The sequence below is a fragment of the Acetobacter sp. DsW_063 genome (genome assembly GCF_002153745.1).
Classification (GTDB): domain Bacteria; phylum Pseudomonadota; class Alphaproteobacteria; order Acetobacterales; family Acetobacteraceae; genus Acetobacter.
Genome location: NZ_JOPL01000042.1, coordinates 1 through 15,240, shown reverse-complemented (window position 1 = coordinate 15,240; position 15,240 = coordinate 1). Strand labels below are relative to the sequence as shown.

Here is a 15,240-nt window from a genome sequence, read left to right as displayed (position 1 = left end):
TCGGGCGCTGCAGCGCGCGGCGTGCTGGCGGGCCTCGATCCGCGCAAAAGCGGCGGCAGATTCCGTAAACGCCTGCTGCGCGCCGAGCCCAGCTTTCGCATCCTGTCAAAGCTGTGGAGCGTCAGTTGGCTCTACGTTCTTCTGATCTGTGTCCTCGCGGGCGTAGGCTACGTATCGCTTTACTCCGCCGGAGGCGGTTCGGCACGGCCGTTCGCCGGTCCTCAGGCCATGCGTTTCGGCTTCGGGCTGGTGTTGATGATCACGGTCGCCATGATGCCTCCCCGGTTTCTGGTTCGGATCGCCGTGCCGCTCTACATCGTCGCCATCGGGTTGCTGGTGGCGGTCTTGCGGATGGGGCATGTCGGCAAGGGCGCCGAACGCTGGATCATGCTGGGCGGGATGCAGGTCCAGCCTTCGGAATACGCCAAAGTTGCGCTCGTTCTGATGCTGGCGGCGTGGTTTCACCGAATTTCCTATGCCCGCATGGGCAACCCGCTCTGGCTGATCCCGCCGACCCTCATGGTGCTGCTGCCAGTCGGGCTGGTGTTGAAGGAGCCGAATCTCGGCACCGGCGTGATTATCGGCGGCGTCGGCGCCGCCATGTTCTTCGCGGCGGGCATGCGGTTGTGGCAGATCGCGCTGCTCATTCTGCCGACGCCTGTGCTGCTGAAGATCGCGTATGCGCATCTGCACGATTACCAGAAGGCCCGCATCACTACGTTCATGCACCCGGAAAGCGATCCACTCGGCGCTGGGTACAACATCATCCAGTCGAAGATCGCGCTCGGCTCCGGCGGGATGTGGGGACAGGGATACATGCGGGGCACGCAGGGGCAGCTCAACTTCCTGCCCGAGAAGCAGACCGACTTCATCTTCACGATGATCGCCGAAGAATGGGGTTATGTCGGCGGAATCGCGGTGATTGGCCTGCTTCTTTTGCTGATCCTCGGCGGCATGATCATGGCGATCCGCAGCAGAAACCGCTTCGGGCGCCTTCTGGCGCTGGGAATTTCGGTCAATTTCTTCCTCTATTGTCTCGTGAATCTTTCGATGGTGATGGGGGCTATCCCGGTAGGCGGCGTACCTTTGCCTCTCATCTCATACGGCGGTTCAGCCATGCTCGACGTCATGCTCGGGTTTGGCTTGCTGATGTCAGTGTGGGTGCATCGTAATTCGCGGTTCGGCGAAGAACGCGAAGAACAAGAATAGGAAACGCGCCATGTCTGGCGTGCGTCCGATCACACCCGCAATCCTGCGTTCCTACCGCCTGAGCGTCTATTCGGCTGGTGGCGTGAGCGTCCGGGTGGGGCGCATCGCTCGCCGGAACATGATCGAGGGCGCGAACGCAGCGATCATGCTCAGCGCATGCAATCCCGGCGGGCGCCGACGCCCTGATGGCTGGAATCGGCGAATGATGGAGCGGCTCGAGGAACGCCTGCATGGAACGCCGACGGCAACAGGCGAAGGCCGTCTGGACGGATGGTCGGAGCCGCTCTTCGCTGTAGCCGCGCCTCTGGCTCGCGGAATGCGGCTCGCGCGCATGTTTCGTCAGAATGCGGTGGTTCTGGTCAAAACGGGGCGAAGGACACGTCTCGTTTTTTTGGCGCCCATGTCAAACGTCTGACGCTTGGGTCAGCGCAACAGCAATCACAATGTATCGTCGCCAGATATTGTATCGCCAGGATAAATTATTAAACTGGTTCTGATTTCGAAATAGATATTCGACGCAGGTCATCCCATGTCTTTTCCTTCCCGGCACGCTCCAACACGCCGCCAGATTCTGTCCTCAATCGGCGTGAGCGCGGGAGCCGCGGCCCTTTATCACGCCATGACGGCTCTGGGGCACGCCGAAGAATCCCGGTTTGAGAAGCCTCTAACCCTCTCGCCCGCGAAAGAACGAAGCCGCGTCGTCGTCCTCGGAGCGGGTCTTGCGGGGCTGGTCGCCGCATACGAACTTGGCAAAGCTGGGTACGACGTCACCGTTCTTGAATATCAAAATCGCATCGGCGGCCGTAACTGGACGCTTCGCAACGGCGACACCTACACCGAACTGGGCGGCGCTTCCCAGAAAGTGTCTTTCAGCAATAACAATTACTTCAACCCCGGACCGTGGCGCATTCCCCACCACCACAGAGCCCTGCTGCACTATTGCCGGGAATTCGGCGTTCCTTTGGAGCCGTTTGTTCAGTTCAACACCAACACATGGCTGCACAGCAGCGACGCCTTTGACGGCAAGCCGCAGCGCTTCAAAGCCGCCTCGCTCGATCTGATCGGCAATGTCTCGGAACTTCTTGCCAAAGCCACAAACGAGGGAGCGCTCGATCACAAGGTTTCGCACGAGGATCGGGAACGGCTTATCGAGGCGTTGCGGGGGTGGGGCGTGCTTGACGAGAGTCTGTCTTATCGCAAAAGCGTACACACTTCCGCGCATCGCGGTTATGACCAGCCACCCGGCGGCGGCGTCAACGGCGCGCCTGTTCCGTCAGATCTTTTGCCGTTCAAGGACGTTCTCGATCCCACTGTCTGGCGGTCGATGAGTTTTTTCACGCAGTATGAAATGCAGCCGACCATGTTTCAGCCCGTCGGCGGGATGGATGCAATCAGCCGCGCATTCGCAAGGCATGTCGGCGGCAAGGTCATTCTCAATAGAAAAATTACCCAGATTTCTCAGGGCGACACGGGCGTCGTCGTCACGAGCGTGAACACCACCACGCAAGAGACAACAAAAACGACGGCGGACTGGTGCGTTTGCGCACTTCCGCTGCCAGTCCTCTCGCAAATCGATATTCAGGTGGCTCCCGCGAAGAAAGCGGCCATTCAGGCTGTGCCTTATGCCTCTCACTGCAAGATCGGGCTAGAATTCAAGAGGCGTTTCTGGGAGGAGGACGAGAATATATACGGCGGCATCAGTTTTACAGATCAGGAAATTTCCCTGATCTCATATCCAAACGACCGCATGTTTTCGTCAGGACCCGCCGTTCTTCTCGGGGCATTTTCCATGGGCAGGGCGGGATACGACATCGCGGGCATGACGCCGGACCAAAGGCTGGAACTGGCGCTATCGCAGGGCGAGAAAATCCATCCGCAGTACAGGAAAGAATTTCTCGGTGGCGTCTCCGTCGCCTGGAGCCGCGTTCCCTGGATCATTGGATGTCGCGCACGGTGGAGCGAAGCGGCCCGGGCTGCGCATTACGCGAACCTTGTCTCCATGGATGGAAAAATTGTTTTGGCGGGCGATCACGCATCATATCTGGCCGGATGGCAGGAAGGCGCCTTGTTGTCATCACTCGACGCCATAGAGCGACTCCACAAGCGTGCACAGGAGATTTGAAGATGCGTCTGTGGATTTCGTCCTTTCTCATCCTGAGCGCAACTGTGGCGACGCAAGCCTTCGCCGACTCTCCCGGCGGCGCTGGTGGGCTGGCGCCGTCAGCGCATTCCGGCGCAGAAATTTACCGTCATGTTTGTCAGGCCTGTCACATGGCCGACGGAAAGGGCGGGACAGGCTCTGCGACCGTGCCTGCTCTTTACGCCAACCAGCATCTGGCGAGCCTGCCGTGGACCCTCGTCACCGTCCTGAATGGACGCGGCGGCATGCCGTGGTTCAACGGTCAGTTGACGCCAGACGAAATAACTTCCGTCGTGAATTACGTGCGGACAAACTTTGGCAATCAATATCGCGACGAGGCTACGCCTGAACTGGTGAAACAAATGGTCGGCCCGGTCCAGGTAGACGATCACTGAAGTTCGCCGAGCGCGTCTCGCCGAAAATTGCCTGCGGGGAAAATCCTCGCGAGCGGTGGAATGACATCGTCGCGAGCATCTTACTGCAGTACCTATAATAATTTCATAGAGAAACTTTATCGTCGTTGTCTTTGGCGTCGCCAGAAGAAGCTGCTCCGCCCATCACGCTGACTGAACCGACGCCGCTAATTTGCTTGCTGAGGCTCTGCGGCTGGCTGGTCAGGCGCACGGAACCCGCGCCGCTGATAGAAACGTTCACCACGCCAGTTGGGCCCGCCTTCACCGAACCAGCCCCACTCACTGATACGTCCATATTGGCGACGATCATCTGCGTAAATTTCGCGGACCCAGCCCCCGACAGCTTCAGAGTCAGGTCCGTAACCTTTCCGGTTCCAGTCAAACTTCCTGCGCCATTCAGTTCCACTTCCAGTTCTTTCTGCTGATAGTCGTGGAAGTTCACGGAACCGAAACCATTCATCACGACATGCGTCAAAGCGGGCGCCGTCACGGTTACACGCAGGCGAGACCCATGGCGTCCGAGTGGCCAGGATATGTTTTTCCTCTCCATCTTGAGAATATCTCCATCCATAGACAGACTGTCGACCAGATTTTTTGATCCGGTGGCAACAACGCTGGGCGTTTCTCCTTGCGTGACGATAATCTCTCCAGGAAGATCGAGGGACAGGAACGGCCCTCCTTTCCATGGAAAAGTCTTGGTTTGCACTGGAACGTGCGCGTCGTCCGACGCGTCGGCGAAATTGAGTTCAAGCGGACCGCGCAAATCAGCAAGACCGAAACACAGCGCCGACAATGCAGCCGCGGAAGCGATGACTATGACAAGACCTCGAACCATGGCGGAGGTTCCCTTAATTTCAAATTTCGGAAGGAGCGGCGATTGTGCGGTAATGCGCGCGTCCGTAACTGACGAGCATATTCATGGCTACAATCGAAATAAGAAGTCCGAACGCGCAAAGAGCGACTCCGGCGCAGAGCATGCCAAGCCCGATCAGGACACCTTGCAGCCAGTCAACGTTCATGAATGCGCCGACGCCCATGACGCCCAAAGGCGTCAGGATCGCCCCGACGACGCTGAACGTCACGCCGACGACGATTACCACGAAAAGAAAAACTCCAACTATGAACAGCAAGGGCAAAACAAGAAAAACGTCGACCGCCAACAGGCCGATCATACCAAATACTGCGCGCATGGCGGCGTAAAACGTGCGCTCGTCGTGCCAACGCCGGACGCCATCCTCAGCCCGGATTTCCCGGGCGAGACGCGAAGGGTCGCCCAGACCTTGCGCGATATCTTCTTCAGAGCGCCCGTTGGCAACGCCTGCGTCGAAATGCGCCGCGTAATCATTGATCGTTTCTTCAATGACTGAACGCGGCATGCCTTTCAGACCCGCCCGCATCCGACTGAGAAACAACCCTCTTACAAAACTGTTTTCGCTCATGTTCCTGGCTTCTCAGTCGCTTTGTGCACAGTCAAATGCGTGGGAACGCTTACGCCCGACGCCTGCGTATCCGGGCGTGCCGCGCCCTCGTTACGCTCCGGCGAAAGCACATGTGTTACAGCGGAAGAAAAACTCTCCCAGGCGTCGCGCTGCGCTTTCAGGCTCCTTCGTCCCAGATCAGTCAGAGCGTAATACTTGCGTGGCGGTCCGGACGGAGATTCAACGAAATACGTAGAAACAAGAGCCTCTTTCTGCATCCGACGCATCAAGGGATAGACTGTTCCCTCTCCCATGCCGATCGCATCGGCAAGTTGGCTGGCGATGTCGTAGCCGTAGGAATCGGCGCGAGCGAGCACCGCGAGAACGCATAGCTCCAGCACGCCTTTCTTGAACTGAGTGAGATTCGGTTCCACGCGATTTCCATTTTTCAGACCTGCCCGGCAAGGACGCACTGCAAACGTCTCCATGCCGTTAATACTGACTATACACACGTTCCTTGCATTGCAAGGTACCTGCCAAAAAATTTTCCGGGCCGTCGCCTACTCTCCTTCACTGCACCCAAGTCTGCTCAAACGAATACGGGCGACCCATTATTTCAAACCTGCCGGAGGAATTACGCATCTGGATAAAAATACTATATAAAACAAATACTTATATAGTTTGACCGATCCGACATCCGGGTGACGAGGCATCAGCCACTCACGATGGCGCCTGACGATCCATTCGACCCATTTCACAAGCTCCGGACGTCAAGTCGTCGCGGCGACAAGCCCCCGTCACCGCGACAAAGCGTCGGCGCGTCCCTTTCTGCCTGCCCGAACTCAACAGCAGGCTCTTCGAAGCTCCCCCACGGAAGCAGCCAGCGCGCGACCACCTCGCGTCAGGCAGCAGGCACACATCGGCTCTCGCTGGATGCTGCGCCCCGAAACGAAACCTCGTCGCGAAACCAATTCAATGCTTTGTGAGGACCAATTCAGCGTCTCGGCGCTTCTATCACCTAAGATTCATTGGAACCTCAAAAGCAGGCGCCGCCTAGCGCCTCAATGTGAGGAGAAGTCGTCCATATCAACTATTTTAAGCGCACTAAATTCTATTTGCTGATGAGGAAGGTAAAACAGGCGCAACAACCTGATTCTTCCCGCCACGCAGCACGAACAGGCAATGATCTACGTAATCGCCCCTGCAAAAGGAGCGAGACAGCACATTATCGGGTCGCAAAAAATTCAGAGAGAAACTGAATGAGAAAGTAAAATTTCTCGCAATAGACGTGATTACCACGAAAATCCTCGTGATATTCTCCGCTCCATCACGCAATCCATCCGCGATCCAAACGCGTCTACCTACCTCGTGGCCGGCGACCTTTTCACACCGGCGAACCGTGCTATAGTGGCGGGAGGCGCCAAGCCATGAAGCGACCGCGCCTTATCATTAACTCGCAAGACGCGACCGTTTTCGATCCGTATTCGGTCGAACCCGGATTTATTTCGCGCGCTCTAAACAATTGATTCTCCCCCACAGGGGACGAGGCGTCGGCGTTTCAGCTTCAAACTGGCGCTGACGCTTGGGCCTCACACGTCCTGAATGACAGGAGCGAGACATGAGATATCACCCATTGGGCCGCACCGGCCTACTGGTGTCCGAACTGTGCCTCGGCACGATGACATTCGGCGGCGTCGGAGATCGCTGGGCTCCGATCGGCGATCTGCAGCAGCAGGAAGCTGACTCGCTGCTGCGCGTGGCGCTCGACGCTGGCGTCAATTTTGTCGATACGGCCAATGTTTATTCACAAGGTCAGTCGGAGCAGATCACCGGACAGGCGTTACGCAATCTCGGCGTGGCGCGTGACGACGTCGTGGTGGCGACAAAGGCGCTGGCGCCCATGGGTAGCGGCCCGAACGCTCGCGGGGCGTCGCGCGCACACATCCTCGCGCAAGCGCGGGCAAGCCTGAAACGGCTGCAACTCGACCACGTGGATCTCTACCAGATTCATGGCGTCGACCCCATCACGCCGATCGACGAGACGCTGGCGGCTCTGGACACGCTCGTCCGCAGCGGGGACGTCCGCTATGTCGGCGTCTCCAACTGGCCCGCGTGGCGCATCGCCAAGGCTTTGGGAATCGCCGAACGTAAAAATCTGACGCCGCTGCATAGCCTGCAAGCTTATTACACCATCGCCGGGCGCGATCTGGAGCGGGAACTACGTCCCATGCTGCAATCGGAGCAGGTCGGCCTGATGGTGTGGAGCCCCCTGGCGGGCGGGCTGCTCTCGGGCAAATATCATCGCGACGGGACGTCGGTCGCTGGCGACGGGCGCCGCGCAACGTTCGATTTCCCGCCGGTCGATCGAGATCGCGCCTTCGCCGCGATCGACGCCATGCGCCCCATAGCCGAGGAACATGGGTGCAGCGTGGCGCAGGTAGCAATCGCGTGGTTGCTTCACCAGCCTGTCGTGACCAGCGTAATCGTCGGCGCCCGCAGGCCGGACCAGCTTCTCGACAACATCTCCGCGACCGAGGTGCGCTTGACCGCTGACAATCTGGTGACGCTCGACGCCGCAAGCGCGCTGCCCCCGGAATACCCCGGCTGGATGATCGAGCGTCAGGCGGCGTATCGCGCGCCATGGATGACTCCAGACGACTCTTCCGCAAAATCGTAACCGTACCACAAGGAAACAAGACATGCTCTCATGCGTCGGATACGCCGCCACCGCAGCGAATGCACCGCTCGCCCCCCTCGCGTTTGAACGAAGAGATGTGGGACCGGACGATGTCCGTATCGACATCACCTATTGCGGCGTCTGTCACTCGGATCTCCATCAGGCTCGCAACGAATGGAAGAACACCATCTACCCATGCGTGCCTGGGCACGAAATCGTAGGGCACGTGGCCGAGGTTGGCTCCTCCGTCACGCGCTTTAAGAAAGGTGATTTCGTCGGGGTCGGCTGCATGGTCGATTCATGTCGGGAATGCACAAGCTGTAAAGAGGGGCTGGAACAGTACTGCGAAGTCGGTTTCGTCGGCACCTATAACGGCGAGGACCGGCAGGGGCGCGGGATCACTTTTGGCGGATACTCCAGCGCCGTCGTGGTTGATCAGGCTTTCGTGCTGCGTGCGCCAACTTCGCTCGACCCCGCCGCCGTGGCGCCATTGCTCTGCGCAGGCATCACCACTTGGTCGCCCCTGCGTAAGTGGAAGGTCGGTCCCGGGCAGCGCGTCGGCATCGTCGGACTTGGCGGACTTGGCCATATGGGCGTGAAATTCGCCCGTGCGCTGGGCGCGGAAGTCGTGTTGTTCACCACGTCGGCCAGCAAAGTCGAGGACGGGCTGCGGCTCGGCGCGCATGAGGTCGTTCTGTCGAAAGACCCGGATGCGATGGCCAAGGAGAGCGGACGCTTCGACTTCATCCTCGACGCAGTCTCGGCTAAACACGACATCAACGAATATCTCGGGCTACTCAAACGCGACGGCGTGCTGGTTCAGGTCGGAGCGCCCGAGGAGCCGCTGCCGGTCTCGGTGTTCAGCCTGATCATGAAGCGCCGCACCTTCGCCGGATCGCTGATCGGAGGGATCGCGGAGACTCAGGAAATGCTCGACTTCTGCGGTGAGCATGGAATCACGTCCGACATCGAGATAATTCGCATGGATGAGATCGAGGCGGCTTATGAGCGCATGCTGAAATCGGATGTGAAGTATCGCTTCGTGATCGACATGACGTCCATGCCTGCCAGCGCCTGAGATTTTCTCTTCCGGTTGGAGCCCGTTTTGAAAGAAACGGGCTCCAACCGAGATTCAGACAATTCGAGCGGATCACACATTTTGGAACGAAAATATATTGTTTCAATATATGTATTTAAAATTTGAAAAACAAAACCCAAAGCCGAAATTCAATTTACGGACTTATCAAAAATCGAAATTTTTCCGCTTTTCTTTAAAAGGGAGAGCGGGAGTTCGGCCTAATGAAGTCGTTATACGTGTCGACAAACGCACAGCCGCTATTTCAAACGGCCACACAGCACAACCACTTCGATAGCGCCCACTGCTCCCTCCAACGGACCCAGCGTCGCCATTGACTGCGCCTCGATCGCAATCACAAGCACGGGAGTATGGAAAAGCGACTTGCCTGCGCGACGAAACCGGCGCTTGATAGTATTCGTTCAGCGCCCATAAGTGCGCTGTTCGCACAAAATGGGTGCGAACCGAATTAAACCAGTGGCTCACACGCCACTCAAGCCTCCGAAGAGAGGCGTCGGAAAAGTCAGGGTGAGTCTTATGCGTCCAGCTGTTGTCGCCGTCGCCATCACCGGTTCGGTGCCGCGCACCTCGGATAATCCGACACTGCCTGTGACTCCGACGCAGCAAATCGAATCAACACACGAAGCCTTTGAAGCTGGCGCATCACTCGTGCACATCCACGTTCGCAACGCCGACGAAAGTCCGTCATCCGATCCCGCGCTGTTTCAGGCTGTTCAAGAGGGCGTCTCCAGACATTGCCCGGGCATGATCATCCAGTTTTCCACCGGAGGCCGCGGGCGTGACGCCAGCGCTCGGGGGAGTTCTTTGCCTCTACGGCCAGATATGGCCTCACTATCGACCGGCTCAGTGAATTTTCCAACCATCGTCTACGAGAACGGCGCCGCTCTCGTCGACACTCTCGCCGCCAGCATGAAAGACCATCAAGTCGGCCCAGAGATTGAAATCTTCGACCTGTCTCACATACACGGCGCACGTCGTCTTGTGGACGCCGGGTTGATGGGGCCAAAACCGCATGTGCAGTTCGTGCTTGGCGTAAAGAACGCCATGCCAGCCGACGAACATCTGCTCGACATTCTTCTTGCCGAAACAAGACGTATTCTTCCCGAGGCGACATGGACGGCGGCGGGGATCGGCCAGCACCAAACGACGGTCATGGATTGGGTTTTGGCCCGTGGCGGCGACGGTGTGCGCACCGGTTTGGAAGATAATATTCGCGTAACACGTGATAGACTTGCCAAGGGCAACGTTGAACTCGTGCAGATAGCGGTTGAACGGCTCGCCGCACATGGCCGCCGTCCTGCCACGCCAGCAGAGGCGCGGCAGATACTCGGGCTTCGGGTGCCTCAATAAAAGCCGCCACCTCCCTCTCGCAGTAACCTCCGCCAATATTGTTCACTTATCTGAGATGGATCTACGCGCGCCGAATTCGCCTAAGGGCGGATTGCCGGGCGTGCCCAGCGATGATGAGTTTCAAATGACAGTTGCGCTTGTGCTTCCAATGTCAACCGCCTCACCAATGTACAACTCTTCAGATCATTGCATGGCTTTTATTGTTCAATAAAAACACGAGATAAGAGAATAATGACAGCCCAACCAAACACAATGCACATGACACGCTCGGATACACCCGCGTATTTCGCCTGAGAGATACCATATGACCAAAAGCTCAACCAAAACTGCAGCCCGAAATTCGCTCCAGAGTGCGCTCGTCGATTTCTTCGTGGTCTTCTTCGAACGCTTTATGCCCGATCCGTTCGTGATTGCGTTGCTTCTGACCTTCGTGACTGCGATCCTCGCCGGGGCGCTTGCTCCGCACCGCACCCCAACTGATATTCTGAACGCGTGGTACGGTGGCTCCTTCAAGATCGTCGCCTTCGCGTTCCAGATGATGCTGATCCTCGTCACGGGACATGCCGTCGCCGCAGCGCCTGCGGTCAGAAGATTGCTTCGCCGACTGGTCGCTGGCGTCAACACGCCGGGACAGGCGGTATTCACTATGTATGCTCTGGTCGTTCCCGCGACCTGGCTCAACTGGGGCCTTGGGCTGGTCGTAGGCGCGTTCGTGGCTCGTGAAATCGGGCGGCGCGTGCGGGTGGATTACGGATGGCTTGTCGCCTGCGGATATTCCGCGTGGTGGATGTGCAACAGCGGCCTTTCCAGCTCCATCGCCCTGTCGCAGGCGACGCATGGAAACCCCATGAACATCGTCGAGCAGCTTACCGGGCAGGTTACGCCGCTCAGCGCCTCTCTCTTCTCAGCGTTCACGCTGGTTCCAACAATTTTGACGATCATCGTGTCAGGCTTGGCGTTTCCCCTCATACGCCCCGCGACCGAGCAATCGGTGTTCCTGAACGTCGATGAAGAACGACTAACGGCATCGCAAGAGGCGCCAACTGCTTGGTCGCCCCGCGTCGCCGTGGAGCGCTCGTTCATCTTGTCCGCCCTGATCGCCGCCTTCGCATTCGCGGCGCTCGTCCTGAGATGGCGGGATCACGGATTCGGTTTCGATATCGAAAGTCTGATCCTCAGCTTTCTGATCGCTGGGCTCGTCTTGCAGAAGACGCCGATAGCCTATGTCGGCGCCGTAAGAGAGGCGATTTCGCAGACTGGACCGATCTTGCTGCAATTTCCGTTCTACGGCGGAATCATGGGAATCATGACAGCGACGGGGCTTGCGGGGGTCATCTCTGATTTCTTCGTACACATCGCGTCGGCTCAGACATTGCCTTTCTGGAGCTTCATAAGCTCGCTGATCATCACGTTCCTCGTCCCCAGCGCGGGCGGCCACTGGGCAGTGCAGGGGCCTTTCGTCGTGCCTGCGGCGATGAGTCTGCACGCCTCGGCGCCACATGTGATTATGGCTGTGGCGATCGCCGAAAACGTAGCCAACATGCTTCAACCGTTCTGGGCCGTCCCGATCGTGGCCATCGCGGGTATCGGGATACAGCGTGTCATGGCGTTCACAGCGGTGACGTTCATGATCTCCCTTGTTATCTGCTGTATTTCCGTTTTGGCTTTAGGCTGAAGGAGCGCGCGATGTTTCTCAAAAACCGCGTGGCTCTTGTTACCGGATCGACGTCAGGGATAGGGCTGGCTTATGCTCGTGCTCTGGCCGCAGAAGGCGCCGTGCTTGTGATGACCGGCTTCGGCGACCCGGCGGACATCGAGACACAGAGGCGCGCTCTTTCGGACGCATCCGGTCAGGAAGCATTTTTTATACCCGCCGACCTGAGCCTGATGGAGTCCAATAGAGCGCTGGTTCACGCAGCATATGAACAGGCAGGCGGCCTCGACATCCTGATCGCCAATGCGGGCGTACAGCATGTCGAGGCGATCGACTCGTTTCCTGCTGAAAAATGGGAGCAGATCATCGCGCTCAATCTCAGTTCGCCCTTTCATCTGATGCAAACGGCGATCCCCCTGATGCGCGCTTCCGGCTGGGGACGGATCATCGTCACAGCGTCGATACACTCGCAGGTCGCGTCCCCTTTTAAGTCCGCTTACGTCGCAGCGAAGCATGGACTGCTCGGCCTGGTGAAAACAGCGGCGTTGGAGACGGCCGGGACGGGAATCACCGTCAACGCGATTTCGCCCGGCTATGTCTGGACGCCGCTGGTCGAAAACCAGATTCCCGACACGATGAAGGCGCGCAACATGACGCGCGAACAGGTGATCAGGGACGTACTTCTGGCGGCCCAACCAACGGGGCAGTTCGTCACGGCTGAGCAGGTAGCGGCGATGGCGACGTTCCTTTGCAGGGACGAAGCCGCGCAGATCACTGGCGCAAACCAGATGATCGACGGCGGTTACACCGCACGCTAAGCGTCCGGTGTAACCTTGACTTCTCGCAGGGACGAGGCAGGAAGGCGGCGCAACCTTTCGGTTGGGAGAACGCCGCTTGCGCATCGCCTACGTGATCAATTCTCTCGAAGGCGGTGGCGCCGCCTTCCCTGTCCCTGCTGTCACCGACGTATTCAGGGACGCCGGACACGAGGTCGCGGTCTTTGCTCTGGCGCGGAAAGACGGTCTGGGCGAACCGCCTATGCGAGCTGCGGGCCTCGACGTCCGGGCCTGCGGCGCCAGTTTGCGCGATCACCTCGGCGCCTATCGTTGGCTTGGCGGCGAATTACAGGCGTGGCGGCCAACCCATCTGTGGACCTCCCTGACCCGCGCGACCCTGCTGGGGCAGCTGGTCGGACGGCGCATGGGGCTGCCCGTCGCAAGCTGGCAGCATTCTGCGCGCCTGAAACCAGCTAACCGCGCCTTACTACGCGCCACACGATCGCTGTCCTGCCTTTGGGTGGGAGATTCGCAATTCGTGACTGAAGCCACCCGCGCCAGCCTGCGCATTCCACCGGAACGCCTCGCCTGTTGGCCAATCTTTCGCGCCGATCCGAACGCGCCGCGCGTCTTGCCGTGGAAACCCGACGAGCCAGTGAAGCTGGGATCTTTGGGCCGCCTGCACCCTGTAAAGGGTTATGCCGAGTTGATCGCCGCCATCGCAGGCCTGCCGCTGGAGACCCTGCCCCCATTTGATCTGACCATCGCCGGGGAAGGGCCCCAGCGCGCCGAACTGGAGGGCCTGATCGCGCAGCATGGACTGGGCGAACGCGTGCGGCTGCCCGGCTTCACTGCAGACACGGGCTCGTTCCTGAGTGGACTGCACCTTTATCTCCAACCGTCACGATGGGAGGGATTTTGCATTGGCGCGCATGAAGCCATGCAGGCAGCGCTTCCTGTTATTGGCTCCAAGGTTGGCGAAATGACGTATTCGATTCAGGATGGCGTCACCGGCTGGCATACGCCGCCTGAAGCTCCGGACGCGCTCGCAGCGGTCTTGCGCCGGGCGTTGAGCACACCAGAAGAGCTGGCAAAGATGGGCGAGAGAGCGCGCGACGTGGTGTTATCGCGCTATTCGGCGGAGGCGTTTACGCGAACCGGGCGGGAGTTGTTGGAGAGGCTGCAGAGGGGCGGCGCTACGACGCGGATCTGAGCCGAGGAGACGTCGCGGCTCCCCCCTTGTTGCAGTGGGGCGACATGCCGTTCGCCAGTGCAGCGTATTTACTCCAGAACCAGCGAGGCCTGCTTCTTATATAGTTTGGAACACGTCAGCTATCGCGCAAGAAGAAAGCGCCACAGCGTACTTTCAATACTTTTCTTCCGTTTTGCTCATTGGCGCGGGAACGGGTTTGGGTTGGTTGTCCAGCCACCAGGATCCATAGCGTGTGTATTGAGCAGGGACAGGAACGGTTGTACGCAACTCATCCGCCGCCGAGCGCACCCAGAACGGATCTCGCAGCATTCCTCGGCCTATCAACACGATGTCAGCACGCTCATTTTGAACGATATCTTCCGCCAACCCGGCCGAATCGATAAGACCGACCGCGCCCGTCATGATATTTAGTTTGTTCCGGAGAAGTGTAGCCGCCGGAACCTGATAACCGGGATAACTTTTTACAGACACTGGAGCGATCCCGCCAGATGAACAATCGATAAGATCGACGCCCTGTTCCTTCATCCACTGCCCATAGATCAGGAAATCGTCCGGGGTGTTGCCTCCCTTCATATAATCGGTGGATGAAATTCTAACAAAAAGAGGCCCCGCCCACTCTGTGCGGACGGCATCGATAATGTGTCGTAGAATACGGTAGCGATTTTCATGATTACCCCCCACCGATCGTTTCGTCTATTCGCAAGAGGAGACAAGAACTTGTTCAAAAGATAACCGTGAGCGGTATGAATCTCGAGAACATCGAAGTCTGCGTCTCTCGCGCGACCGGCGGCTATCCTGAAAGCTTCAATGACGCTAAAAATTTCGTCTTCGCCAAGCGGGTTCGGTGTTGTGAACCCATCGTCGAATGGGATAGCCGACGGCGCAACAGGCGAAAGACCATCGATCCCGAGCATACGTCCCGCATGACCAAGCTGTGCGCCGGCGTAAGCGCCCATCTTGTGAATCACACAAACAAGACGCATCAGGCCAAGCACATGTTCATCTGACCAAATTCCGAGGTCGCCCGGGCCGATCATGCCATTTTCCAAAATAGCGAGCGCCGTAATGCACGAGGTGAAAGTCATTTACAAAGCCGCCCGGCAGCCCCGAATGCATGCACATCGGGGACATAGCGATACGATTTCGCAAAATGAGATTACGGATCGTTATTGGATCAAACAATTTCATCAGATCTTACTTTCGAACAGGCGAACCTGAGACGACGCGGCGAATGTTGATCGGGAAGGTGGAGGGATCGAAGAACCGTCAATTGATAAGCTTGGCCCATGATTTC

Annotated in this window: 13 protein-coding genes and 1 pseudogene; 10 read left to right on the top strand and 4 right to left on the bottom strand. The window is 58.2% G+C overall.

Features of this window, described 5'->3' with window-relative positions; all coding sequences use genetic code 11:
• Nucleotides 1-24 precede the first annotated feature (24 nt).
• From rodA to HK28_RS07740, 4 genes are all read left to right on the top strand, one after another.
• A complete protein-coding gene (gene rodA / locus HK28_RS07755; RefSeq protein WP_233140422.1) occupies nucleotides 25-1,209 on the top strand; it encodes a rod shape-determining protein RodA in 1,185 nt (394 codons plus the stop codon).
• Between the two features lie 10 nt (nucleotides 1,210-1,219).
• Nucleotides 1,220-1,624 carry a DUF3293 domain-containing protein gene (locus tag HK28_RS07750; RefSeq protein WP_086644031.1) on the top strand — a complete coding sequence of 135 codons (405 nt, stop codon included), beginning with the start codon at nucleotides 1,220-1,222 and terminating at the stop codon, nucleotides 1,622-1,624.
• Between the two features lie 114 nt (nucleotides 1,625-1,738).
• Complete coding sequence (locus tag HK28_RS07745) at nucleotides 1,739-3,331, top strand: flavin monoamine oxidase family protein (RefSeq protein WP_086644030.1); 1,593 nt, start codon at nucleotides 1,739-1,741, stop codon at nucleotides 3,329-3,331.
• Between the two features lie 2 nt (nucleotides 3,332-3,333).
• Nucleotides 3,334-3,744, top strand: a complete 411-nt coding sequence (locus HK28_RS07740; RefSeq protein ID WP_086644029.1) for a cytochrome c — start codon at nucleotides 3,334-3,336, stop codon at nucleotides 3,742-3,744.
• A 103-nt stretch (nucleotides 3,745-3,847) separates the two neighbouring features.
• On the opposite strand, the gene HK28_RS07735 is transcribed toward HK28_RS07740, so the two are convergent.
• From HK28_RS07735 to HK28_RS07725, 3 genes are read right to left on the bottom strand one after another with little or no spacing between them, the layout of a single operon-like run.
• Entirely contained in the window at nucleotides 3,848-4,597 is a 750-nt protein-coding gene (locus HK28_RS07735; RefSeq protein ID WP_086644028.1) for a GIN domain-containing protein, read from the bottom strand.
• Nucleotides 4,598-4,616: 19 nt separating this feature from the next.
• Complete coding sequence (locus HK28_RS07730) at nucleotides 4,617-5,201, bottom strand: DUF1700 domain-containing protein (protein WP_086644027.1); 585 nt, start codon at nucleotides 5,199-5,201, stop codon at nucleotides 4,617-4,619.
• Nucleotides 5,198-5,614 (bottom strand): PadR family transcriptional regulator, encoded by a 417-nt coding sequence (locus tag HK28_RS07725; RefSeq protein ID WP_086644052.1) that lies wholly within the window; start codon nucleotides 5,612-5,614, stop codon nucleotides 5,198-5,200. The genes HK28_RS07730 and HK28_RS07725 overlap by 4 nt, the downstream gene beginning before the upstream one ends.
• Before the next feature lie 1,184 nt (nucleotides 5,615-6,798).
• Here HK28_RS07725 and HK28_RS07720 point away from each other — a divergent pair.
• The 6 genes from HK28_RS07720 to HK28_RS07695 all read left to right on the top strand — a co-directional run bounded on the left by HK28_RS07720 (nucleotide 6,799) and on the right by HK28_RS07695 (nucleotide 13,946).
• Nucleotides 6,799-7,857, top strand: coding sequence for an aldo/keto reductase (locus HK28_RS07720; RefSeq protein ID WP_086644026.1), 1,059 nt, complete (start codon nucleotides 6,799-6,801; stop codon nucleotides 7,855-7,857).
• Nucleotides 7,858-7,879: 22 nt separating this feature from the next.
• On the top strand, nucleotides 7,880-8,935 hold the full coding sequence (locus HK28_RS07715) for an NAD(P)-dependent alcohol dehydrogenase (protein WP_086644025.1): 1,056 nt from the start codon (nucleotides 7,880-7,882) through the stop codon (nucleotides 8,933-8,935).
• Between the two features lie 534 nt (nucleotides 8,936-9,469).
• On the top strand, nucleotides 9,470-10,303 hold the full coding sequence (locus tag HK28_RS07710) for a 3-keto-5-aminohexanoate cleavage protein (protein WP_086644024.1): 834 nt from the start codon (nucleotides 9,470-9,472) through the stop codon (nucleotides 10,301-10,303).
• A gap of 304 nt (nucleotides 10,304-10,607) precedes the next feature.
• Nucleotides 10,608-11,978: a TIGR00366 family protein gene (locus HK28_RS07705; protein WP_086644023.1), complete on the top strand. Its 1,371-nt coding sequence runs from the start codon at nucleotides 10,608-10,610 to the stop codon at nucleotides 11,976-11,978.
• A gap of 11 nt (nucleotides 11,979-11,989) precedes the next feature.
• Nucleotides 11,990-12,775, top strand: coding sequence for a 3-hydroxybutyrate dehydrogenase (locus HK28_RS07700; protein ID WP_086644022.1), 786 nt, complete (start codon nucleotides 11,990-11,992; stop codon nucleotides 12,773-12,775).
• Nucleotides 12,776-12,851: 76 nt separating this feature from the next.
• A complete protein-coding gene (locus HK28_RS07695) occupies nucleotides 12,852-13,946 on the top strand; it encodes a glycosyltransferase family 4 protein (RefSeq protein ID WP_086644021.1) in 1,095 nt (364 codons plus the stop codon).
• A 153-nt stretch (nucleotides 13,947-14,099) separates the two neighbouring features.
• On the opposite strand, the pseudogene HK28_RS07690 reads toward HK28_RS07695, so the two are convergent.
• Nucleotides 14,100-15,077, bottom strand: a pseudogene (locus HK28_RS07690) (NADPH dehydrogenase).
• Between the last annotated feature and the right edge of the window lie 163 nt (nucleotides 15,078-15,240).